This is a genomic window from Armatimonadota bacterium (genome assembly GCA_031081675.1).
In the GTDB taxonomy this organism is placed as follows: Bacteria; Sysuimicrobiota; Sysuimicrobiia; order Sysuimicrobiales; family Kaftiobacteriaceae; genus Calidihabitans; species Calidihabitans tengchongensis.
In genome coordinates this window covers 1-22,988 of the sequence record JAVHLZ010000007.1, presented here as the reverse complement: position 1 = coordinate 22,988, position 22,988 = coordinate 1, and the positions used below count along the sequence as shown (strand labels likewise).

Sequence of the window (22,988 nt, the reverse complement as noted above, 5' to 3'; positions counted from 1 at the left end):
GATTGAGTTACAATGGCCGGCAGGATGGCGGACCCCTTCGTCCACCTGCACCTGCACACCGAGTACAGCCTGCTGGACGGACACAGTCGCATCAGCTCCCTGGTGGCGCGGGCGGTGCAGCTGGGTCTGCCGGCCCTGGCGATCACCGACCACGGCGCCATGTATGGCGTCGTGGAGTTCTACCTGCGGGCCAAAGACGCCGGCATCACCCCCATCATCGGCGTGGAGGCCTACGTGGCCCCCCGGCGCATGACCGACCGCGACCCCCGCCTGGACGCCACCACCTTCCACCTGGTCCTGCTGGCCACCACCCTGGAGGGGTACCGCAACCTGATCCGCCTGACCACCGCGGCCCACCTGGACGGGTTCTACTACAAGCCCCGCATCGACAAGGAGCTGCTCGCCCGCCACAGCCGCGGCCTGGTGGGGTTGTCCGGCTGCCTGAAGGGCGAGATCACCCAGGCGATCCTGCGGGGCGACCTGACCCAGGCGCGGGAGCTGGCCGCCCAGTACCGGGACATCTTCGGCCCCGGCAACTTCTACCTGGAGGTTCAGGACCACGGCCTGCCCGAGCAGCGCGAGAACATTGCGGGCATGCGCCAGCTGGCCCGGGACCTGGGGCTGCCCCTGGTGGCCACCAACGACGTCCACTACGTCATGCGGGAGGACGCCGACGCCCAGGACGCCCTCATGTGCATCCAGATGAACGTGAACCTGGATGCCGTCGACAAGCCCCGCATGGGCCAGACCCCCGAGTTCTACCTCAAGTCCTCGGAGGAGATGGCGCGCCTGTTCGCCGACCTGCCCGAGGCCCTGGCCAGCACCCGGGAGATCGCCGAGCGGGTGTCCGTGGAGCTGGACCTGGGCGAGGTGAAGCTGCCCCACTTCCCGGTTCCGGAGGGGGAGACTCCCGACTCGTACCTGCGGGCGCTGTGCGAACAGGGCCTGCGGCGGATCTACGGCCGGATCACCCCCGAGGCCCGGCAGCGCCTGGACTACGAACTGGGCATCATCGCCCGCATGGGATATGCGCCGTACTTCCTGATCGTCCAGGACTTTGTCCGGTTCGCCAAGAGCCGCGGGATCCTCACCACCGTGCGGGGGTCAGCGGCGGGCAGCCTGGTCCTGTACGCCCTGGGCGTGACCGACGTGGATCCCCTGCAATACCGGCTGCCCTTCGAGCGCTTCCTCAACCCTCAGCGCTACACCCTGCCGGACATCGACGTGGACTTCATGGACAGCCGGCGGGACGAGGTCATCCGCTACGTGATCGCCACCTACGGGGCCGATCATGTGGCCCAGATCATCACCTTCGGCACCATGGGGGCGCGCCAGGCGGTGCGGGACGTGGGGCGGGTCATGGGGATGTCCTACGGGGACGTGGACCGCATCGCCAAGCTCATCCCGTTCAACGCTACCCTGGACGAGGCTCTGCGCAGCGAGCCGGAACTGCAGCGCCAGGCGGAGGCCAACCCCCAGGTCCGGCGCCTGCTGGAGCTGGCCCGCAAGCTGGAGGGGGTGGCCCGCCACGCCAGCACCCACGCCGCCGGCCTCATCATCTCCCGGGACCCCCTCATCGAGCACGTGCCCCTGCAGAAAGCCACCCGGGGCGACCTGGTGATGACCCAGTACGACATGACGGCGGTGGAGAAGATCGGCCTGCTCAAGATGGACTTTCTGGGGCTGGCCAACCTCACCATCCTGGACACCGCCCTGAAGATCATCGAGTCCACCCGGGGCGTGCGCATCGACCTGGCCCGGATCCCCCTGGACGACCCCCGCACCTACCAGCTGCTCTCGGCCGGCGAGACCGTGGGCGTGTTCCAGCTGGAGGGCGCCGGCATGACCCGGTACCTCAAGGAGCTGCGGCCGTCCACCATCCAGGACATCATGGCCATGGTGGCGCTGTTCCGCCCCGGCCCCATGGCCAGTATCCCCACCTACATCCGGCGCAAGCACGGCCTGGAGCCCATCACCTACCTGCACCCGTCCCTGGAGCCGGTCCTCCGGGAGACCTACGGGGTGATGGTCTACCAGGAGGACGTCATGGCCGTGGCCCAGGCCGTGGCCGGGTTCACGCCGGCCGAGGCGGACGTCCTGCGGTACGCCATCGGCAAGAAGATCCGCGACCGCCTGCAGCAGCAGCGGGCCAAGTTCCTGGCGGGCTGCGTGGAGCGGGGAGTCCCCCTCGAGGTCGCGGAGCAGATCTTCGAGCAGTTTGAGCCCTTCGCCCGCTACGGCTTCAACCGGGCCCACGCCGCCTGCTACGGGCTCATCGCCTACTACACCGCCTACCTCAAGGCCAACTATCCCGCCGAGTACATGGCGGCGGTGCTGACCAGCGAGGCGGGCAACACCGAGAAGGTGGCCGCCGCGGTGGCCGAGTGCCTGCGCATGGGCATTCGGGTCCTGCCCCCCGACGTCAACGAGTCCGGGGAGTCCTTCACCGTCGTGGGACCCGACGCCATCCGGTTCGGGCTGACGGCCATCAAAAATGTGGGGGCCGGAGCGGTGGAGGCCATCCTCCAGGCCCGCCGGCAGGGCGGCCCGTTCACCTCCCTGGCCAACCTGGTGGAGCGGGTGGACCCCCGGGTGGTGAACAAGCGGGTGCTGGAGAGCCTGATCAAGGCGGGAGCCCTGGACTCCCTGGGGGCGGGGCGCGCCCAGATGCTCCAGGCCCTGGACGCCACCCTGGAGGCGGCCCAGCGGGTGCAGCGGGCGCGGGCGTCGGGGCAGACGGGGCTGTTCGAGCTGGCCGGGGATCCGCGGCCCGAGCCGGAGGCCGTGGCGGTGGACGAGTTCTCCCGGGACGAGCTGCTGGCCATGGAGAAGGAGATGCTCGGCCTGTACATCTCCGATCACCCCCTCCGGCACGCCCACGCCCGGCTGGCCGCCCGGACGTCGGTGGCCCTGAGCCAGCTGGGAGAGCTGCCGGACAAGACGGCGGTGGCGGTGGGCGGTCTGATCACGTCCGTGAAGCGGACCACCACGCGCAGCGGCGCGGCCATGGCCTTCGTGACCCTGGAGGATCTCACCGGCACCTGTGAGGTGATCGTCTTCCCCAAGACCTACGAGCAGGCGCACCTGGTGCTCAAGCGGGACGCGGTGGTGGTGGTGCGCGGGCGGGTGGACGTGACCGAGCAGCAGGCCAAGGTCCTGGCCGACCGGGTGGTGCCCCTGGAGGAGGCCGAGGAGGTGGAGCCCCTGCTCCCGTCCGGCGGGGTCCCGGAGGCCGACGGGAACGGCGCGGAGCCCGCGCGGCCGGCCGCCCTGCACGTCCGGGTGGACACCCGCCGGTGCGGCGAGGACGGGCTGCTGCGACTGCGGGAGGTCCTGAGCCGGCGGCGCGGGCCCGCCCCGGTGTTCCTGCACCTGATCACCGGCGGGCGGGAAGTGGTGATGAACGCCCGCGACCTGCAGGTTCACCCCTCCGCCGACCTGCAGGCCGAGATCGAACAGCTGCTGGGCGCCGGCAGTGTCTGGCAGGAGTGATGCCGTGCGGCGTCCGTGGGGGCCGTACCTGCTGATCACCGTCACCCTGGCGGCCATGGGCTTTCTGGTGGTCGCCCACCTGCGGGCCAGCCGCGCGCTGTCCCAGCAGCCGGAGATCCCCACCCGCAACGTGTACGCCCTGGCCACGCTCCTGCGGGAAGAGCAGACGGCCCGGCGCGCCCTGGAGGCCCAGGTGACGGACCTGCGGCGCCGCCTGGAGACCTACGAGAGGGCCGCCAGTGAGGGGCGCAGCCTCGCCGAGGCCATGGGCCGCGAACTGGAGACGCTGCGGGTGGCCCTGGGGCTGAAGGCGATGCGGGGGCCCGGGGTTGTGGTGCGCCTGGCGGATCCGCCGGAGCAGCCCAAGGGCGGGCCGGTGGTGGTCACCTACCAGGACCTGGTGGCGGTGATCAATGAGCTGTGGGCGGCCGGGGCCGAGGCGGTGGCCGTCAACGGCCAGCGGGTCACAGCCACGACCGGGATCAGCCAGGTGGGCGGCACCGTGGTGGTGAACCTGCAGCGCCTGACGGGGCCGTTCGTCATCGTGGCCCTGGGGGACCCCAACACCCTGGAGGGAGCGCTGACCATCCGCGGCGGCCTGGTGGAGGGGCTGCGGGCGCTGGGACTGCAGATCACCATCACCCGCAAGGATGCCCTGGTGGTCCCGGCCTACAAGGGGACCTTCACCTTCGAGCACGCCCGTCCGGTGGAGTGACCGAGGCGCGGCCGCGCACGATGGACCCCGGGCAGGCGGGAAGGCGGGACGGTGCCGCGGACGGCGCTCCCGCGCCGATTCCGCGGCAGGTGGACGTGCTCGTCGCCGGGGCCAGCTTCGGGGGCCTCGCCGCCGCCCAGCGCCTGGCTCCCGCCGGGGACGGCTCCCTGCGGGTGGCCCTGGTGGACCCGCAGCCGGTGGGCGAGGGCGTGACGTCGGCCTGCGCGGCCCCGGTTCGCCTGATCGAGGCCGCCGGCGCCGCCGGGGCGATCCAGCAGGTCCACCACGACCTGGTCATCCACATCGGCACCCGCGCCTGGCGGTGGCCTCTTCCCGAGCCGTTCTGCACGTTTGACTACCGCCGGTTCTGCTCCCTGGCCCTGGATCGGACGTCGGCGTCGGTGGTGCGCGCGGCCGTGCGGGGCCGGGACGCGGGCGCGGTGCGCACGTCGGGCGGGGAGGTGCGGGCGCGCTTCCTCATCGACGCCTCCGGCTGGCGGGCGGCGCTGGCGGGATCTCCGCGGGCGCCGCGGTGGCGGGCGTTCGGCCTGGAGACCGAGGTGGACGGGCAGGCGGATCCCGGGCTGCACTTCCACTTTGTGCCGGAGGCCCCCGACGGGTACGCCTGGGTGTTCCCCTGCGGCGGGCGGGTGCGGGTGGGGATTCTCAGCTACCGCGGCCGCAGCTCCCTGCGCGGCGCCCTGGAGCGGTTCCTGGCGCGGTGGGGACTCCGCGCCCGGGGATTCCACGGCGGATTCCTGGCCGGGGGGCCGGACGAGCCGGTGCGGGACGGGGTGTTCGTCGTCGGCGACGCCGGGGGCCACTGCCTGCCCCTGACGGGGGAGGGCATCCGGACCGCCCTGCTGGCCGGATGGACGTGCGGCTCCCTCGTGGCCGAGGCCGCCCGGGGACGGCTGTCCGCGGAGGAGGCGCGGCGGGCCTACCGCTCCTACGTGCTCTCCTCCCGCCGGTCTTTCCGGGCCCTGCGGTGGCTGAACAACGTGGTCATCGCCCTGCCGCCCGGCCTTCTGGCGGCGGCTGCCGCCCTGGCGGGCAGGCCCCCCGCGCGGACGTTCCTCCTGCGCCGGTACCTGGAGATCTTCCGGTAGGCCGGCGAGGCTACGCCGGCGCGGGCTGCGCGGTGTCCGGCGCGGCCGCCACCGCGCGGACGCGCAGCCGGCGGGCGGCCCGTTCGGTCATGCGGCAGAACGCGCACACCTCGGCGGTCGTGGGCTGGCCGCAGTGCGCGCAGGCCCGCAGGGTCACCGGCGGACGCTGCCGCTCCAGCGCCGGCCGGACGTGTTCGAGGAAGTTCCAGTACAGGGCCTGCTTGCTTCCCGGAGCGTTCGCCTCGATCAGGTTCAGGGCCTCCTTGATCAGCAGCTGGCGCGCGCCGACGCTGCGGGGGCACTCCTCCAGGATGTAGTCGATGCCGCGGAGGACGCAGTAGGCGGCCGTCTCCCGCTCGGCGATCCGGTACAGGGGCTTCACCTTGCGCACCAGCCCCGGGCCCGCCTCCAGGACGGGAGCCATCCGCGCCAGGGCGTCCGGCTGGCCGGCGATGAGGTTGCCCAGCAGCAGGGCCGCCTCGTCGTCCAGGTTGTGGGCGGTGGCGACCACGTCAAAACCCTGGTCAAGGGCGATCTTGTTGAACAGGTAGCGCTTGGACAGCCCGCACGCGGAGCAGGGAGCCCGCCCGGTCGCCCGCGCCAGGTCCTCCACCCCCGCCCCGGCCACCGTCGGCAGGTGGGCGACCAGCAGCGGCGCCCCGCGGGCGCGGGCGAAGGCCTCGCAGGCGCGCTGGGAGGCGTCCGAGTACCCGCCCAGCCCCAGGTGGATGTGCAGCCCGGTGGCCTGGTAGCCCAGCCGCAACAACGCATCCCACAGGGCCAGGCTGTCCTTGCCCCCCGACACCGCCACCAGGACCCGGTCCTGCGGGGTGAACATCCGCTCGGAGGTCACGGCCCGCTGCACCTGCCGCTCGAACCACTCGACGAAGTGCGGCCCGCAGAGGGTGGTCCGGTGCCGGCGCACGTCGACGGCGGCGGGCTCCCCGCACCGGTCGCAGCGGAGGGCGCCTCCGGAGACCACCGGCCGGATCTCCAGGGTGTCGTCGGGGCCCACCTCGGCGTCGAGGGGCAGCAGGGTGTCGTTGCGGATGACCAGGACGCTTTCGGGGTTGATCCCCAGCCGGGTCAGGATGTCCCGCACCCGTCCGGCGTCGGGGAGTTCCACATCCCGCCGCTGGTGGCGAATCCTGACCTTCATGGCGCACCTCCGAGGGTCCGCCGTCCGCCCGCGCGGGCCCGCAGCCCGCGCCATCCAGGGTCATCATAGGGGGCGCCGTCGGCCCGGGCAAGGCGCGCCCGCAGGGCCCGCGGCGGCCGTGGAGCCCCCCGGACCGCGGGCCGTATAATAGCGGTGCAGGCGCCGGGGTGGCGGAACTGGCAGACGCGGCAGACTCAAAATCTGTCGGGCTGAACAGCCCGTGTGGGTTCGACTCCCACCCCCGGCACCAGCGGCGGTGGACCTGCGCACGCAGCGCGACCTTTGCCCGACCCCTGGCGGCCGGCATCCCGCCAGCGCCACCCCCTGTCGGCCCGAGGCGGGGGCGCGCCGTCCCGGTGCCGTCGGCCCGTCCGGGCGCGGCCGGGCCCGCGGGGGAGCGTAGGGGCGGACTCCGCCGGGGGCGAAGACCACCTGGGCCATGACCCGGACCGAGACCGCCGAGCGACCACGCGAAACCGTCCCGCAGGCGGAGGAACAGGAACGCCGGCCCACCGTGGTCCTCATCGACGCCAACGGGCTGGTCTACCGGGCCTTCTTCGCGCTGCCCTACTTCACCACCAGCGACGGGCGCCCCACCAATGCCGTCTACGGGTTCACCACCATGGTGCTGAAGATCCTGGACGAGGTGCGGCCCGACTATGTGGCCGCCGCCTTCGACCGGGCGGCCCCCACGTTCCGCCACGTCCAGTACCGGGAGTACAAGGCGACCCGCCAGCGGATGCCCGACGACCTGCGCCCCCAGCTGGCCCTGGCCAAGGAGATCCTGCAGGCCCTGGCCGTGCCCATCTTCGAGGTGGACGGCTACGAAGCCGACGACGTGCTGGGCACCATCGCCCGGCAGGCGGCGGCCGACGGCGCGGACGTGCTCATCGTGACCGGGGACCTGGACGTGCTGCAGCTGGTGGACGACCGCATCCGGGTAATGGTCACCAGCCGCGGCATCACCGACACCACCGTCTACGATGCGGAGGCGTTCCGGGCGCGCTTCGGGTTCGAGCCCGCCCGGCTGCCCGATTACAAGGGGCTGACCGGCGATCCCACCGACAACCTCCCCGGGGTGCCGGGGGTGGGAGAGAAAACCGCCCGCCAGCTGATCCAGCGGTTCGGCACCCTGGACGCGCTGCTGGCGCGGGTGGACCAGGCTCCTCCCAAGCTGCGGGACGTCCTGCGGGCCCACGCCGACCAGATGCGGGAAAGCCGCCGGCTGGCCACCATCGTCACCGACGTGCCGGTGCGGTGGACGTGGGACGACCTGCGGCGGCGGCCGCCGGACCGCGCGCGGCTGCAGGCCCTGCTGGCCGACCTGGAGTTCAAAAGCCTCCTGGAACGGCTGGGGGCGGTATCCGAGGCGCCGGCGGGGCAGTACCGCCAGGTGGACCCCGCCACGCTCGCCCGCACCGTGAACGGCGCGGCGGAGGTGGGCCTGCACCTGGTCCGGGAGCCCGGCCACCCCCTGACGGCCCGCCTGGTGGGCGTGGCGGTGTGCGCGGCCCCCGGGCAGGCGGTATACCTGCCGGTGGACGACGCCGTCCCGGCGGAGGTGCGAGCTCTGCTGGAGGGTCCGGCGCGCAAGGTGAGCGGCGACGCGAAGGCGGACCTGCACACCCTGCGGCGGCTGGGGCTCTCGCCCCGGGGGCTCGACTTCGATGTGGGCATCGCCTCCTACCTGCTGAACCCCGGTCGGCGGACCCACAGCCTGGAGACGGCCGCCTGGGAGTTCCTGGGCTGGCGGCTGCAGGAGGCCGGCGAGGGCGGGGGGCTGGGCCTGGACCGGGATCCGGCCGCCGACGCCTGCCGGGCGGCCGACGCGCTCCTGCGGCTGCGGCCGCTCCTGGAAGAGCGGATGCGGGAGCGGGAGGTCTACGACCTGTTCACCCAGATCGAGATGCCCCTGGCGGCCGTCCTGGCCGCGATGGAGGCGGCGGGAGTGGCGGTGGACGTTCCCTACCTGCGGGAGCTGTCGGCGGAACTGGAGCGCCGCCTGGCGGAGCTGACCGCCGAGATCTACCGGCTGGCCGGGACCGAGTTCAACATCAGCTCGCCCCGCCAGCTGGCCTTTGTCCTGTTCGAGAAGCTGCGGCTGCCTCCGGTGAAGAAGACCAAGACCGGCTACTCCACCGACGCCGAGGTGCTGGAGTACCTGGCGCCCCAGCACGAGATCGTGGCCAAGATCGTCGCCCACCGGGAGCTCACCAAGCTCAAGACCACCTACGTGGACGTGCTCCCGGCCATGGTCCACCCCGCCACCGGGCGCGTCCACGCCACCTTCAATCAGACGGTGGCGGCCACCGGGCGGGTCATCACCACCGATCCCAACCTGCAGAACCTGCCCATCCGGACCGACGAGGGGCGCAAGATCCGCCGGGCCATCGTGGCCGAGCCGGGGCGGCTCCTGCTGGGCGCCGACTACTCCCAGATCGACCTGCGGGTCCTGGCCCACATCACCCGGGACCCGGGCCTGGTGGACGCCTTCACCCGCGGGGACGACATCCACGCCGTCACCGCCAGCGAGCTGTTCGGCGTCCCCCGGGAGGGGGTCACCCCGGACCTGCGCCGCCGGGCCAAGACCATCGTCTTCGGCGTCGCCTACGGCATGAGCGAGTTCGGGGTCGCCGCCCAGCTGGGGATCGGCAAGACCGAAGCCCGGGCCTACATCGAGCGCTACTACGAGCGCTATCCCGGCGTCCGCCGGTACATGCAGGAGATCGTGGAGCAGGCGCGGCGGGACGGGTACGTCACGACCCTCCTCCGCCGCCGCCGCTACATCCCCGAGGTGCACACCCGCAACCGGCCCATCCGCGAGGCCGCCGAGCGCACGGCCATCAACACCCCCATCCAGGGCAGCAGCGCCGACATCATCAAGAAGGCCATGGTCGACCTGTTCCGCCAGGTGCTCCCCCGCTACCCCGGCGCCCTGATGATCCTGCAGATCCACGACGAACTGCTGTTCGAAGCGCCGGCGGCCGACGTCCCGGGCCTCGCCCGGGAGGTCCGGGAGGTCATGGAGCGGACGTATCCTCTGGCGGTGCCCCTGCGGGTGGACCTGAAAGCGGGCCCCAACTGGCGGGACATGGAGCCGCTGGCCTGACCCTCCGGCCGCTGTCCGGAGTCCAGGCCAGGCCGGGGGTCAGGGATCGGGAACAGCTCCCCGCGGTCCCGACCCGAGGCCGGGAGCAGGGGATTGAGGGAGGCGGCATGAAGGTCATCGGCCTCACCGGCGGTATCGCCACCGGCGTCACCACCGTGGCCCGCATGTTCGCCGAGCGGGGAGCGGTGGTCATTGAGGCCGACCGGATCGCCCGGGAGGTGGTGGAGCCGGGCACCGAGGCGTACCGCAAGATCGTGGAGGCTTTCGGCCCGGGGATCCTGCAGCCCGACGGCCGCCTGGACCGCCGGGCGCTGGCCCGCCTGGTGTTCGCCGACGAAGCCGCCCGCCGCCGCCTCAACGCCATCACCCATCCGGAGATCCGCCGCCGCATCCGGGAGGAGATCGCCCGGGTCCGTCAGGCCTCCCCGGACGCGGTGGTCATCATCGACATCCCGCTGCTGCTGGACACCACCGGCCCGGAGGCGTTCGACCTGGAGGGGGTGATTGTCGTCACCGCCCCCCGGGAGGAGCAGATCCGGCGGCTGGTGGCCCGGGACGGGCTCACCCCGGAGGAGGCCGAACGGCGGGTGGCGGCCCAGCGGCCGGTGGCCGAAAAGGAGGCCGAGGCCGACTGGGTCATCGACAACGGGGGCTCCCTGGAGGACACCCGCCGCCAGGTGGACATCCTCTGGCAGGAACTGGCCGGCTGACCCCCATCCGGGGCCCTGCACCGGACCCGTGGTCCCCGTCCGGAGGCCGATGGTATACTTTTTTTATGCGCCGCGCGCGGCGGAGCGGGTTCCCATGGCCGAGTTCAGGATGGTCACCAACCTGGAGCCGCGGGGCGACCAGCCCAAGGCCATCGCCCAGCTGGTGGAGGGGCTGCGCCGGGGGTACCGCTACCAGACCCTGCTGGGGGTCACCGGCAGCGGCAAGACCTACACCATGGCGCGCGTCATCGAGGCGGTGCAGCGGCCCACGCTGGTCCTGGCCCACAACAAGACCCTGGCGGCCCAGCTGTACGGCGAGTTCCGGGAGTTCTTCCCCCACAACGCGGTCCGCTACTTCGTCTCCTACTACGACTACTACCAGCCGGAGGCCTACGTCCCGCAGACGGACCTGTACATCAGCAAGGACGCGTCCATCAACGACGAGATCGACCGGCTGCGCCACGCGGCCACCAAGGCGCTGATGGAGCGCCGGGACGTGATCGTGGTGGCGTCGGTCTCCTGCATCTTCGGCCTGGGCCGGCCCGAGGACTACAAGGAGGTCATGCTCCTGATCCGGCGGGGCGAGCGGCGCACCCGCGAGGACATCCTCCGGCGGCTGGTGGACATCCAGTACGAGCGCAACGACGTGGACTTCGCCCGCGGCCGGTTCCGGGTCCGGGGCGACGTGATCGAGGTGTGGCCGTCCTACGAGGAGCGGGCGGTGCGGGTGGAGCTGTTCGGGGACGAGGTGGACCGGATCCTGGAGCTGCACCCCCTGACCGGAGAGGTGCTGGAGGAGAAGGCGGCGGTGGCCATCTGGCCCGCCAAGCACTGGGTCACCACCGAGGACCGCCTGGAGCGCGCCCTGCGGAGCATCGAGGAGGAGCTGCGGGAGAGGGTGGAGTGGTTCCGCAGCCAGGGCAGGCTGCTGGAGGCCCAGCGCCTGGAGTTCCGCACCCGCTACGACATGGAGCTCCTGCGGGAGGTGGGGTACTGCCCGGGCATCGAGAACTACTCCCGCCACCTGGACGGCCGGCGGCCCGGCGAGCGGCCGGGGTGCCTGCTGGATTACTTCCCCCGGGACTACCTGATGTTCATCGACGAGAGCCACGTGACCGTCCCCCAGATCCACGGGATGCTGGAGGGCGACCGCTCCCGGAAGAAGAACCTCGTGGACTTCGGGTTCCGCCTGCCGTCGGCCTACGACAACCGCCCGCTGTCGTGGGAGGAGTTCGAGAGCCTGATCCATCAGGTCGTCTTCGTGTCCGCCACCCCCGGGGAGTACGAGCGGCAGGTGAGCCAGCAGATCGTGGAGCAGATCGTGCGCCCCACGGGCCTGGTGGACCCCCACGTGGAGGTGCGCCCGGCCCGGGGACAGGTGGATGACCTGATCGCGGAGATCCGGGCCCAGGTGGAGCGGGGCGAGCGCACCCTGGTGACCACCCTCACCAAGCGCATGGCCGAGGACCTGACCGCCTACCTCCAGGAGATGGGGCTGCGGGTCCACTATCTGCACTCGGAGATCGACACCCTCCAGCGGGTGCAGATCCTCAAGGACCTGCGGCTGGGGACCTATGACGTCATCGTGGGGATCAACCTGCTGCGGGAGGGGCTGGACCTGCCGGAGGTGTCCCTGGTGGCCATCCTGGACGCCGACCGGGAAGGCTACCTGCGGTCGGAGACGGCCCTCATCCAGACCATGGGGCGGGCCGCCCGGCACATCAGCGGGCGGGTGATCCTCTACGCCGACGAGGTCACCGACTCCATGCGCCGGGCCATCGAGGAGACCAACCGCCGCCGGGAGATCCAGCTCCGGTACAACGAAGAGCACGGGATCACCCCCCAGTCGGTGGTCAAGCCCATCCGGGACATGATCGACCTGGAGCAGGTGGCGGAGGAGGTGGAGAGCTACCAGCCGGCCACCGAGATCCTCACCGCCCGGGAACTGATCGCCCTGGCGGAGCAGCAGCGGGCCCGGGTCCCCTGGGACGTGGCCCGGCTGCTGATGCTGTCGCCCCAGGAGCTGGAGCAGACCATCGAGGCCCTGGAGCGGGAGATGCGGCGGGCCGCCGCCAACCTGGAGTTTGAAAAGGCTGCCGTCCTGCGCGACCAGATCGCCGAGCTGCGCAAGGGGCTGGGCGAGCCCTACTTTGCCGGCGCCCGGCCCGGGGGACGGGCGCGCGCCCGCCGGGGCGGAAGGCACCGCCGGCGCTGAGGGGGGCGGCGGATCCGACGGGGAGGAGCGTATCCACCGATGCCGCTGGATCGGATCATCGTCCGCGGGGCGCGGGAACACAACCTGAAGAACATCACCGTCGAGATCCCCCGCGACAAGTTCGTGGTCCTGACGGGCATCTCGGGCTCCGGGAAGTCGTCGCTGGCGTTCGACACCATCTACGCCGAGGGCCAGCGCCGGTACGTGGAGTCCCTGTCGGCCTACGCCCGCCAGTTCCTGGGGCTGATGGAGAAGCCCGACGTGGACCACATCGACGGGCTGTCCCCGGCGGTGTCCATCGACCAGAAGGGGGCCCCCCGCAACCCGCGGTCCACGGTGGGCACCGTCACCGAGATCTACGACTACCTGCGCCTGCTGTACGCCCGCATCGGCGTGCCCCACTGCCCCCGGTGCGGCCAGCCCATCGCCCGCCAGACCCGGGAGCAGATCGTGGACCAGGTCCTGGCCCTGCCCGAGGGCGCGCGGATTCAGATCCTCGGCCCCCTGGTGCGCGGGCGCAAGGGCGAGTACCGCCAGCTGTTCGAGGACCTGCGCCGCCAGGGGTTCGCCCGGGTGCGGGTGGACGGGGTGGTCTACGATCTGGGCGAGCCCATCCCCCTGGACAAGAATCGCAAGCACTGGATCGAGGTGGTGGTGGACCGGATCGTGGTGCGGCCCGATGTCCGCTCCCGCCTGGCCGACTCGGTGGAGACCGCCCTCAAGCTGGGCCAGGGGATGGTGTACGTGGACGTCCTCAAGGATGCCGAGGAGCCGTCCCGCCGGGCCCAGGCCCTCATCGACCCCACCAAGGGCCTGCTGGTCTTCAGCCAGCTGTTCGCCTGCCCCGAGCACGGGTCGGTCCTGCCCGAAATCGAGCCGCGGATCTTCTCCTTCAACAGTCCCCACGGGGCGTGCCCCACCTGCACCGGGCTGGGGTTCCGCCAGGAGTTCGACCCCGATCTGATCCTGGATCGCGACAAGTCCCTGGCCGACGGCGCCGTGGTCCCGTGGGCGGCGTCCACCAGCGACTACTACTACGAGCTGCTCCAGTCCCTGGCCGCCCACTACGGGGTGGACATGCGCACCCCGCTGCGCAGGCTGCCGCGGGCGTTCATCGACGTGCTGCTCCACGGGTCGGCCGAGCCCATCCGGGTGCGCTACCACAACCGGTGGGGGGTGCTGCGGACCTACGAGGCCCCCTTTGAGGGCGTCCTCCGCCAGCTGGAGCGCCGCTACCGGGAGACCGAGTCGGACTACATGCGGGAGGAGCTGGAGCAGTACATGACCACCCTCCCGTGCCCGACCTGCCGGGGGACGCGGCTGAAGCCCGAGTCCCTCAGCGTGCGGGTGGGGGGCAAGAACATCGCCGAGCTGACGGCCCTGACGGTGCGCCAGGCGCTGGAGTTCTTCCGCACCCTGCCCCTGTCGGACCGGGAGAGGCTGATCGCCGGCCAGGTCCTCAAGGAGATCACGGCCCGGCTGGGCTTCCTGGTGAACGTGGGGCTGGACTACCTCACCCTCGACCGCCCCGCCTCCACCCTCTCGGGCGGGGAGGCCCAGCGCATCCGGCTGGCCACCCAGATCGGCTCGGGCCTGATGGGGGTCCTGTACGTGCTCGACGAGCCCAGCGTGGGGCTGCACCAGCGGGACAACCGGAGGCTCATCGACACCCTGATGCGCCTGCGGGACCTGGGCAACACCATCCTGGTGGTGGAGCACGACGAGGAGACCATCCGCTCCGCCGACTGGGTGGTGGACATCGGTCCGGGCGCCGGGGCCCAGGGCGGCCAGATCGTGGTCACCGGTACCCCCGAGGACATCGCGCGCCACCCCGACTCCCTCACCGGCCAGTACCTCTCGGGGCGGCGGCGCATCCCGATCCCCGCCCGGCGCCGGCCGCCCACCGGCCGGTTCCTGGTGGTGCGGGGCGCCCGGGAGCACAACCTCAAGAACATCGACGTGGCCTTCCCCCTGGGCCTGTTCATCTGCGTGACCGGGGTGTCGGGGTCGGGCAAGTCCACCCTGGTGGACGAGATCCTCTACCGGGCGGTGGCGGCGCGGCTGCACGGCGCCCGGCTGCGGCCCGGCGCCCACGACCGGGTGGAGGGGCTGGAGCACATCGACAAGGTCATCAACATTGACCAGTCGCCCATCGGCCGCACGCCCCGCTCCAACCCGGCCACCTACACCAAGACCTTTGACCTGATCCGCGAGCTGTTCGCCCAGACCCCCGACGCCCGGATGCGCGGCTACACGCCGGGGCGGTTCTCCTTCAACGTCCGGGGCGGGCGGTGCGAGGCCTGCGAGGGAGACGGCATCGTCCGCATCGAGATGCACTTCCTGCCCGACGTCTACGTCCCCTGCGAGGTGTGCAAGGGCACCCGGTACAACCGCGAGACCCTGGAGGTGCGCTACAAGGGCAAGACCATCGCCGATGTCCTGGCGATGTCGGTGGCCGAGGCGCTGCAGTTCTTCGAACACATCCCGCGCCTGCGCCGCAAGCTGCAGACCCTGGACGACGTGGGCCTGGGGTACATCGCCCTGGGCCAGCCGGCCACGACCCTCTCGGGCGGCGAGGCCCAGCGGGTGAAGCTGGCCGCGGAGCTGTCCCGCCGGGACACGGGGCGGACCCTGTACATCCTGGACGAACCCACCGTGGGGCTGCACTTCGCCGACGTGGAGCGGCTGCTCCAGGTCCTGCACCGGCTGGTGGACGCCGGCAACACCGTGGTGGTGATCGAGCACAACCTGGACATCATCAAGACGGCCGACTGGGTCATCGACCTGGGGCCCGAGGGCGGCGACCTGGGCGGGGAGGTGATCGCCCAGGGCACTCCCGAGGAGGTGGCGCAGGTGCCCCACTCCTACACCGGCCGGTTCCTGCGCCGGGTCCTGGCCCGCGAGGCGGACCTGGTCCTGGCCGGCAACGGCCGCCGCCGCCGGCCGCGGAGGAACGGCTGACCGCCGGAGGACGCCATGAAGGTCGAGCGTTTTGAGATGGAACGCTACCAGTCGACCTGGGAGCCGGTGGTCCAGTACAACCTGGCCGACAGCGGCGTCCACCCGCTGACCCTGGCGGCTCTGGTGGACCACTCCTGGATCCGCGAGGTCCTGGCCCGGGAGCAGATCGGGTACGGGCACACCAACGGCAGCCCGGAGCTGCGGGCGGCCATCGCCGGCCTGTACCACGGTGCGGGGCCCGAGCACGTCCTGGTCACCACCGGCAGCGCCGAGGCCAACTTCCTGGTCACCTGGGCCCTGCTGGAGCCCGGGGACGAGGTGGTGGTGATGCAGCCCACCTACATGCAGATCCCCCTGCTGGCGCGGTCGTGGGGGGCGGTGGTGCGCCCGTGGTGGCTGCGGGAGTCGCTGCAGTGGGCGCCGGACCCCGAGGAGCTGCCCCGCCTGGTCACCGACCGCACGCGGGCCATCGTGGTGTGCAACCCCAACAACCCCACCGGCGCGGTCCTGTCGGCGGAGGCGATGAACGCCGTGTGCGCCGCCGCCGCCCGGGTGGGGGCCTGGGTGGTGGCCGACGAAGTCTACCGGGGCGCCGAGCTGGATGGTCACCCGACCCCGTCCTTCTGGGGCCGCTCCCCCCGTACCATCGTCACCGGAGGACTGTCCAAAGCCTTCGGGCTGCCGGGGCTGCGGATCGGGTGGGTGGTGGCTTCCCCCGAGATGGTGCAGACCCTGTGGGGGTACCACGACTACACCACCATCGCCCCCTCTGCCCTCAGCGACCAGCTGGCCCGGATCGCCCTGGGGCCCCGGGCCCACCACCGCCTGGCCACCCGCACCCGCCTGATCCTCACCGAGAACCTCGGCGTGCTGCGGGAGTGGGTGGATGGCCTGGGCGGCCTGGTCCGCTGGGTGCCGCCCCGGGCCGGCGCGGTGGCGTTCCTGCGCTACCAGCCGGCCATCAACTCCACGGACCTCGCCACCCGGCTGCGGCAGACCCACGACGTCCTGGTGGTGCCCGGCGACCACTTCCAGATGGACGGCTACATCCGCATCGGCTACGGAGGGGAGGGGCGCCGGCTGCAGGAAGGGCTGCGGCGCCTGGGGGAGTTCCTGCGCTCCGTGGAAGGGTGATCTGGCCGTGAGCGCGGCCGACCTGACGGCCCTGGAGGAAAAGCTGAAGGTCCTGCCCGCCCGTCCCGGCGTGTACCTGTTCCGGGATGCCCAGGGACGGGTCATCTACGTGGGCAAGGCGGCCTCCCTGCGGGCCCGGGTGCGCCAGTATTTCCAGGACAGCGCCCACGCGGACAGCCCGCGCATCCGCCACCTGGTGGGCAAGATCGCCGACTTCGAGGTGATCGCCTGCGCCACCGAGGTGGAGGCGCTGATCCTGGAGACCAACCTCATCAAGCAGCACCGGCCCCCCTACAACGTGCGGATGGCCGACGACAAAGCCTTTCCGTACGTGAAGATCACCCACGAGGCGTTCCCGCGCATCCTGATGACCCGCAAGGTGGTGCGGGACGGCGCCAAGTACTTCGGGCCGTATCCGTACCACGAGCCCAAACTGGTCCGCCGCACCATCCGCACCATCCGGCGGCTGTTCAAGCTCCGGTCCTGCGCCATCGAGATCACCCGGGACCTGCCCCGCCCCTGCCTGGACTACGACCTGGGGCTGTGCACGGCGCCGTGCGTGGCCTGGGGGGCCACCGCCGAGCAGTACGCCGAGCAGGTCCGCCGGGCGGTTCTGTTCCTGGAGGGGCGGCAGGCCTCCCTGGTGGAGGAGCTGCGGGAGGAGATGCGGCGCGCCGCCGAGTCCCTCCAGTTCGAGCGGGCCGCCCAGCTGCGGGACCAGGTGCAGGCCCTGGAGGCCATCGCCGAGCGGCAGCGGGCGGCGGGGGCGGACCTGCAGGACCGGGACGTGGTGGCGGTGGCCCACGCCGGCAACACGGCGTGCGTGCAGATGTTCTACGTGCGGGCCGGCCGGCTGCAGGGCCAGGAGCACTTCCTGCTGGAGGGCGTGCGCGGTCTGAGCCGCGGCGAGATCCTCGGGGCTTTTCTGACCCAGTACTACCAGGAGGCGCCCTCGGTGCCTCCGGAGATCCTGCTCCAGGACGAGGTGGCCGACAGTGACCTCATCGCCGAGTGGCTGGCCCAGCGCCGCGGCGGCCGGGTGAGCATCGTGGTGCCCCAGCGGGGGGAGCGGGCCGGCCTGGTCCAGATGGCCGCCGAGAACGCCGCCCTGTTCCTCCACCAGGAGCGGGCGCGGGTGGCCGGGGCGGAGGGGGCGGCCCTGCGGGAGCTGCAGGAGGTCCTGGGTCTGGAGACCCTGCCCTTCCGGATCGAGGCCTACGACGTCAGCAACTTCCAGGCGGGCGAGACGGTGGGGTCGCTGGCGGTGTTCGAGGGCGGACGCCCCCTCAAGAGCGCCTACCGGAGGTTCCGCATCCGGTGGACCGACGGCCCCAACGACTACGCGGCCCTGCAGGAGATGCTGCGGCGGCGGTTCGCCCGGGGCCGGGAGGAGCAGGAGAAGCTGGACCGCGACGAGGCCGTGCCCGTCCGATGGTCGGTGATGCCGGACCTGATCCTCATCGACGGCGGTCGCGGCCAGCTGTCCGCCGCCCTGGAGGTGCTCTTCGAATACAACGTGACCGCGCCCGCCGTCGGACTGGCCAAGCGCGAGGAGCACCTGTTCCTTCCCGGCTCCGCCGAGCCCCTGGTCCTGCCCCGGGAGTCCCAGGCCCTGCAGCTGCTCCAGCGGGTGCGGGACGAGGCGCACCGGTTCGCCCACGCCTATCACCAGAAGCTGCGCGAGCGGCGGATCGTCTTTTCGGTGCTGGACGACATCCCCGGCATCGGCGAGAAGCGCAAGCGGGAGCTGATCCGCCGCTTCGGGTCGGTCCGGCAGATCCGGCAGGCCTCCGAAGAACAGCTGGCGGAGGTGCTGGGCCCCCGCCTGGCCCGCCGGGTGGCCGAGTTCCTCCGGGAGCACCCCGACGTGTCCGTGCGGGACGAGGCGGTGCGCGTGGACGGGACATCCCCCGCAGGATAGGGGGAGGACAACAGAGCCAGAAGAATAGCCATGTGAGACCTCCCCCGGCCCGCCCCGGGCGGAGGTCCGGGAGGCGGGGTGCGTGCGGGTGGCCAACGCGGTGGACCTGAACAACCGCGCCCACGAGCTGGTGCGCCACGCGCTGGCCCACGCCCCTGCGCCCCGGCCGGCGCGCCCGGCGGCGCTGCGGGTCACCTCGGTGCGGGGCCTCCCCGGAACCGTGTACGTCGCCTACACCGAGCGGGGCGTGTGCGCCGTGGACCTGGCACCCGACGAGGCCGCCTTTGTCCGCCACCTGCGCCGCCGGTTCGGCCTGCCGGCGGCCCGCGACCCGCGTCCGCCCCGCGACCTGGTGCGCCGCCTGCGGGCGTTCTTCCGGTCCCTGGGGCGCTACGACGGTCCCGTGGACCTGGGCCTGGTGGGGCCGTTCGAGCGCCGGGTGCTGGAGCTGCTGCGCGCCATCCCCCGCGGTGAGGTGCGGACCTATCGGGACATCGCCCGGGCCCTGGGCTATCCCGGCGCGGCGCGGGCGGTGGGACAGGCCTGCGCCCGCAACCCCGTCCCCCTCATCATCCCCTGCCACCGGGTGATCCGCAGCGACGGGCGGCCGGGCGGGTACTCTCTCCGGGGCGGGGTGGCGCTCAAGCGCCGCCTGCTGCTCCGGGAGGGCGTGGACCTCGGCGGGCGCCCCGCCCGGGGGCGGGCGCGGTGAGCGTCGCGCCGGCGGCGCCGGAGGTGGCCGTCGACGTCCGGGGCCTGACCAAACGATTCGCCATCCGGATCACCGACGGCGGCCCCCCGGGGGGGCTCCGCCCGGCGGCTCCCCAGACCATCGCCGCGGTCGAGGACGCGACATTCCAGGTCCGCCGCGGCGAGCTGCTGAGCCTGCTGGGACCCAACGGAGCCGGCAAGACCACCCTCCTGCGGGTGCTGGCGACCCTGCTCGCGCCCACGGCGGGCACCGCCCGGGTGTGGGGCTATGACGTGGCGACCGCCGGCGCCCAGGTGCGCCGGCACATCGGCGTGGTCCTGGGCGGCGCGCGGGCCGTCTACGGGCGCCTGAGCGGGCGGGAGAATCTGGAGTACGCGGCCGCCCTCCACGGCCTCCCGCGGCCGCGGGCCCGGGAGCGGATCGCCTTTCTGCTGGACCTGGTGGGGCTGGCCCCGCGGGCCGATGACCTGGTGGAGCGCTACAGCACCGGAATGCGGCAGAGGCTGGCGCTGGCCCGGGCGCTGGTGCACGATCCCCCCGTGCTGCTGCTGGACGAGCCGACGGCGGGGCTGGATCCGGCGGGCGCGCGCGTGGTGCGGGACCTGATCGGCCGGCTGTGCCGGCAGGAGGGCAAGACGGTGCTGCTGGCGACCCACCAGATGGACGAGGCCGACCGGCTCTCCGACCGCGTGGGAATCCTCGACCGCGGCCGCCTGGCGGCTCTGGACTCGCCGGCCGCCCTCAAGAGCGCGCACGGGGGCGGTCCCGTCCTGCGGCTGGTGGCGGAGGGGCCGGTGGGCGATGCGCTGCACACCCTGCCCGGCGCGGCAGCGGTGTCCGTGCGGCCGACGGCGGCGGACGGGCTGTGGGAGATCGAGGCCCGCCTGTCCGATCCCGGCCGGGCGCTCTCCCTGGCGGCGAAGGTCGCCCGGCACGCCGGGCGGATCCGCCGCCTGCAGGTGGTCGAGCCCTCCCTGGAAGACGTCTTCTTCGCGCTGACCGGCCGGAGACTGCACCCGTGACCTGCGCGGCAGGGGGCGGTCCGCCGGTCGCCGGGTGACGGGCTCAGCGTCTCCACCCTCCTGCCGCCCGAGGGCGCGCCTGCGGACGCATACTGGCCTGGCGGACGTATACTGAAAGAAAGTGCGTGGAACCGCCACAATGGCGACAGACCCCCTGTACTGGGCATGGGCCCTGGTGCCGCTCGCGCCGCGCGGTGGCCCGCCCGAGGCCTCTTTCCAGCGCCTGCGGGTGATCGCTCCCGAGCCCGACCTGCGCCAGACGGCCGCCGAACTGGTCCGGCTGGGCGGGTGGGCCTCCGGCCCCGCAGCGGCGTCGCCGCCCCTGCAGGCGCACCGGCAGATCGAGCTGGCCGCCACCCTGGCGCAGTACCAGCGCCTGCTGCCTGCGGTGCCCGAGCCGGTGGCGCGTGCGGTGGGTGCCACCCTGTCGCGCATCCAGGCGCCCCCGCCGGCGATGGTGGCGGGCCGGCACCGGCTGGACTTCAGCTCCCGGGTCTACATCGCCGGCATCCTCAACAACACCCCGGATTCTTTCTACGACCGCGGCCGGTACTTCGGGCTGGACCGGGCCCTGGCGCGGGCCGAGGAGATCGTCCGGGAGGGGGCCGACGTGATCGAGGTGGGCGGGGAGACCGCCCAGGAAGGCCCGCCGGTGCCCGTGGACGAGGAGATCCGGCGGGTGGCGCCCCTGGTGGAAGAACTGGTGCGCCGCTATGACCTGCCGGTGGCCGTGGACACCTACAAGCCCGACGTGGCGCGGGCCGCCCTGGAGGCGGGGGCGGTCCTGGTCAACGACATCAGCGGGGCCGCCGACCCCCGGATGGCCGACGTGGTGGCCGCCGCCGAAGCGGGCATCGTGGTGATGCACCTGCACGGCCGCCCCCGCCAGCGCTACCAGGACCTGGAGGTGCCGTCCATGATGGACTGGGTGGCGGCCTTCCTGTTCCGGCGCACCGAGGAGCTGGTGGCGGCGGGCGTCCCGCGGGACCGGATCCTGGTGGATCCGGGGCTCGACTTCGGCAAGCACCCGTCGCGGGATCTGGAGCTCATGGTCCGGCTGCCGGAGCTGCGCAGCCTGGGCTACCCGATCTTCGTCGCCACATCCCGCAAAGACTACATCCGCGACCTGCTGGGCCTGCCGCCCGACGACCTGCTGGAGGGCACCGCGGCGGCGGTGGCGTTTGCCATCGCCCAGGGCGCCAACATGCTGCGGGTCCACGACGTGCGGGCGATGGCGCGGGTGGCTCGCATGATGGAGTTCTTCTGCGGCCACGCGTCCCCGGCCCCGGCGGCCGCGGGATCGTCTGGCCGCTCGGGCCGGGCAGACAAGGAGGGGTAGGGCGTGGACAGGGCAGCCATCGAGCAGGCCGTGCGGGGCATCCTCGTGGCCATCGGCGAGGATCCGACCCGGGAAGGCCTGCGGGAGACACCCCGGCGGATCGCCGAGATGTACGAGGAGTTGTTCAGCGGGCTGACCGAAGACCCGCGGGAGCTGCTGGACACGTGGTTCGACGACGAGGATCACCATGAGATGGTCATCGTGCGGGACATTCCCTTCTACTCGATGTGCGAGCACCACTTCCTGCCCTTCCACGGCGTGGCCCACGTCGGGTACATCCCCCAGGGGCGCATCCTGGGCGTCAGCAAGGTGGCGCGGCTGGTGGAGATCCTGGCCCGCCGCCCCCAGGTCCAGGAGCGGCTGACCAGCCAGATCGCCGACTTCCTCTGCCAGGGCGGCCTGAACGCGCTGGGCTCGGGGGTGGTGATCGAGGCCGAGCACCTCTGCATGACCGCCCGGGGGGTCCGCAAGCCCGGCAGCAAGGTGGTCACCTCCGCCACCCGTGGCATCTTCCGGGAGGACCCCCGCACCCGGGCCGAGTTCTTCGCCATCGTGGAGGGCCGCAACCGGACGTAAACCCGCCTCTCCGGCGGCGCGTGCCAGGACCGTCCGGAACCCGGTCTGCCGGGGATGGTGGGCGGGGAGGGAGTCGAACCCCCAGGGTCCCTGCGGACCAGAGGCTTTTAAGGCCCCCGCGTTTGCCGGTTTCGCCACCCGCCCGCGGTGGACCGGCTCGTCGGTCAGGTGTGGAGGCGGCGCCCGGATTCGAACCGGGGAATGGAGGTTTTGCAGACCTCTGCCTTGCCTCTTGGCTACGCCGCCCTGGAGCGGGAGACGGGACTTGAACCCGCGACCTTCTCCTTGGCAAGGAGACGCTCTACCTCTGAGCTACTCCCGCGCGCCGGTCCCGGGAGCCCACTCCCGGGCCGCGCCTCCATTATAGACGGGTCCGGCGGCCCGCAAAAGGCCCGCCCGGACCTACTGGCGGACGAAGAGAAAGTATATCAGCAGCAGGACCACCAGCCATCCCACCCAGTCCACGGCCCGCTCCTTCCCGCCGCGCGGCGCAGCCGCGCAGGCTTGCCAAGGGTATACCCTCCTCCTATAATACGGGTGCAGCAGCGCCCACGTAGCTCAGGTGGCAGAGCGTGTCCTTGGTAAGGACAAGGTCACCGGTTCGAGTCCGGTCGTGGGCTCCAGCGGGTGACTCGTGAGACGTGGCCGGGAAGGCTGGGCGGCGCCTCACGAGTCATTGTGCTGACAGAGCCCACACCCTGCCAGGGTCCGGCGGGAGGCACGGCAGGAGACAGACGGGGGAGGCCAGCGATGAGCAAGCCGAAGTTTGAGCGGACGAAGCCGCACGTGAACGTGGGGACGATCGGGCACGTGG

The 22,988-nt window shown here is 72.3% G+C and carries 15 protein-coding genes and 5 tRNA genes; 16 read left to right on the top strand and 4 right to left on the bottom strand.

Annotated features, from left to right (window positions below; translation table 11 throughout):
* Nucleotides 1–12 precede the first annotated feature (12 nt).
* The 3 genes from RB150_03965 (at nucleotide 13) to RB150_03955 (ending at nucleotide 5,316) form a co-directional block, all read left to right on the top strand.
* Nucleotides 13–3,492 (top strand): DNA polymerase III subunit alpha, encoded by a 3,480-nt coding sequence (locus tag RB150_03965; protein MDQ7819692.1) that lies wholly within the window; start codon nucleotides 13–15, stop codon nucleotides 3,490–3,492.
* Between the two features lie 4 nt (nucleotides 3,493–3,496).
* The gene (locus RB150_03960) at nucleotides 3,497–4,207 is read left to right on the top strand and encodes a DUF881 domain-containing protein (GenBank protein MDQ7819691.1); all 711 of its coding nucleotides are present in this window, start codon (nucleotides 3,497–3,499) and stop codon (nucleotides 4,205–4,207) included.
* An 89-nt stretch (nucleotides 4,208–4,296) separates the two neighbouring features.
* Nucleotides 4,297–5,316, top strand: coding sequence for a hypothetical protein (locus tag RB150_03955; protein ID MDQ7819690.1), 1,020 nt, complete (start codon nucleotides 4,297–4,299; stop codon nucleotides 5,314–5,316).
* A gap of 10 nt (nucleotides 5,317–5,326) precedes the next feature.
* Here RB150_03955 and RB150_03950 read toward each other — a convergent pair whose 3' ends face one another.
* Nucleotides 5,327–6,475, bottom strand: coding sequence for an ATP-binding protein (locus RB150_03950; GenBank protein ID MDQ7819689.1), 1,149 nt, complete (start codon nucleotides 6,473–6,475; stop codon nucleotides 5,327–5,329).
* 161 nt (nucleotides 6,476–6,636) lie between these two features.
* Between RB150_03950 and RB150_03945 the strand changes: the two genes are divergently transcribed.
* From RB150_03945 to folE, 11 genes are all read left to right on the top strand, one after another.
* A tRNA-Leu gene (locus RB150_03945) sits at nucleotides 6,637–6,725 on the top strand.
* A 189-nt stretch (nucleotides 6,726–6,914) separates the two neighbouring features.
* Nucleotides 6,915–9,584 carry a DNA polymerase I gene (polA, locus tag RB150_03940; GenBank protein ID MDQ7819688.1) on the top strand — a complete coding sequence of 890 codons (2,670 nt, stop codon included), beginning with the start codon at nucleotides 6,915–6,917 and terminating at the stop codon, nucleotides 9,582–9,584.
* 107 nt (nucleotides 9,585–9,691) lie between these two features.
* Nucleotides 9,692–10,294 carry a dephospho-CoA kinase gene (gene coaE, locus RB150_03935; GenBank protein MDQ7819687.1) on the top strand — a complete coding sequence of 201 codons (603 nt, stop codon included), beginning with the start codon at nucleotides 9,692–9,694 and terminating at the stop codon, nucleotides 10,292–10,294.
* A 94-nt stretch (nucleotides 10,295–10,388) separates the two neighbouring features.
* On the top strand, nucleotides 10,389–12,509 hold the full coding sequence (gene uvrB / locus RB150_03930) for an excinuclease ABC subunit UvrB (GenBank protein ID MDQ7819686.1): 2,121 nt from the start codon (nucleotides 10,389–10,391) through the stop codon (nucleotides 12,507–12,509).
* A gap of 39 nt (nucleotides 12,510–12,548) precedes the next feature.
* Nucleotides 12,549–15,470 carry an excinuclease ABC subunit UvrA gene (gene uvrA, locus RB150_03925; protein ID MDQ7819685.1) on the top strand — a complete coding sequence of 974 codons (2,922 nt, stop codon included), beginning with the start codon at nucleotides 12,549–12,551 and terminating at the stop codon, nucleotides 15,468–15,470.
* Between the two features lie 15 nt (nucleotides 15,471–15,485).
* Nucleotides 15,486–16,604, top strand: a complete 1,119-nt coding sequence (locus RB150_03920) for an aminotransferase class I/II-fold pyridoxal phosphate-dependent enzyme (protein ID MDQ7819684.1) — start codon at nucleotides 15,486–15,488, stop codon at nucleotides 16,602–16,604.
* 7 nt (nucleotides 16,605–16,611) lie between these two features.
* Nucleotides 16,612–18,525 carry an excinuclease ABC subunit UvrC gene (gene uvrC / locus RB150_03915; GenBank protein MDQ7819683.1) on the top strand — a complete coding sequence of 638 codons (1,914 nt, stop codon included), beginning with the start codon at nucleotides 16,612–16,614 and terminating at the stop codon, nucleotides 18,523–18,525.
* A gap of 82 nt (nucleotides 18,526–18,607) precedes the next feature.
* On the top strand, nucleotides 18,608–19,237 hold the full coding sequence (locus RB150_03910; protein ID MDQ7819682.1) for an MGMT family protein: 630 nt from the start codon (nucleotides 18,608–18,610) through the stop codon (nucleotides 19,235–19,237).
* Nucleotides 19,234–20,259, top strand: a complete 1,026-nt coding sequence (locus RB150_03905; protein MDQ7819681.1) for an ABC transporter ATP-binding protein — start codon at nucleotides 19,234–19,236, stop codon at nucleotides 20,257–20,259. The genes RB150_03910 and RB150_03905 overlap by 4 nt, the downstream gene beginning before the upstream one ends.
* 139 nt (nucleotides 20,260–20,398) lie before the next feature.
* Nucleotides 20,399–21,598 carry a dihydropteroate synthase gene (gene folP / locus RB150_03900; GenBank protein MDQ7819680.1) on the top strand — a complete coding sequence of 400 codons (1,200 nt, stop codon included), beginning with the start codon at nucleotides 20,399–20,401 and terminating at the stop codon, nucleotides 21,596–21,598.
* A gap of 3 nt (nucleotides 21,599–21,601) precedes the next feature.
* Nucleotides 21,602–22,174, top strand: coding sequence for a GTP cyclohydrolase I FolE (folE, locus tag RB150_03895; GenBank protein MDQ7819679.1), 573 nt, complete (start codon nucleotides 21,602–21,604; stop codon nucleotides 22,172–22,174).
* Nucleotides 22,175–22,229: 55 nt separating this feature from the next.
* Here the strand turns inward: folE and RB150_03890 are convergent.
* From RB150_03890 to RB150_03880, 3 genes are all read right to left on the bottom strand, one after another.
* Nucleotides 22,230–22,318: transfer RNA gene (locus RB150_03890), tRNA-Leu, on the bottom strand.
* Between the two features lie 27 nt (nucleotides 22,319–22,345).
* Nucleotides 22,346–22,420: transfer RNA gene (locus RB150_03885), tRNA-Cys, on the bottom strand.
* Nucleotide 22,421: 1 nt separating this feature from the next.
* Nucleotides 22,422–22,496: transfer RNA gene (locus RB150_03880), tRNA-Gly, on the bottom strand.
* A gap of 225 nt (nucleotides 22,497–22,721) precedes the next feature.
* Between RB150_03880 and RB150_03875 the strand changes: the two genes are divergently transcribed.
* Both RB150_03875 and RB150_03870 read left to right on the top strand, forming a co-directional pair.
* Nucleotides 22,722–22,797, top strand: a tRNA-Thr gene (locus RB150_03875).
* Nucleotides 22,798–22,924: 127 nt separating this feature from the next.
* Nucleotides 22,925–22,988 (top strand): hypothetical protein (locus RB150_03870; GenBank protein ID MDQ7819678.1); only part of this gene is annotated, 64 nt, incomplete at its 3' end.

Coding starts and splice junctions, on each gene's coding strand:
- RB150_03965 (MDQ7819692.1), top strand. CDS start 13: ATGGCCGGCAGGATGGCGGACCCCTTCGTCCACCTGCACCTGCACACC.
- uvrA (MDQ7819685.1), top strand. CDS start 12,549: ATGCCGCTGGATCGGATCATCGTCCGCGGGGCGCGGGAACACAACCTG.
- uvrB (MDQ7819686.1), top strand. CDS start 10,389: ATGGCCGAGTTCAGGATGGTCACCAACCTGGAGCCGCGGGGCGACCAG.
- coaE (MDQ7819687.1), top strand. CDS start 9,692: ATGAAGGTCATCGGCCTCACCGGCGGTATCGCCACCGGCGTCACCACC.
- RB150_03950 (MDQ7819689.1), bottom strand. CDS start 6,475: ATGAAGGTCAGGATTCGCCACCAGCGGCGGGATGTGGAACTCCCCGAC.
- RB150_03920 (MDQ7819684.1), top strand. CDS start 15,486: ATGAAGGTCGAGCGTTTTGAGATGGAACGCTACCAGTCGACCTGGGAG.
- folP (MDQ7819680.1), top strand. CDS start 20,399: ATGGCGACAGACCCCCTGTACTGGGCATGGGCCCTGGTGCCGCTCGCG.
- polA (MDQ7819688.1), top strand. CDS start 6,915: ATGACCCGGACCGAGACCGCCGAGCGACCACGCGAAACCGTCCCGCAG.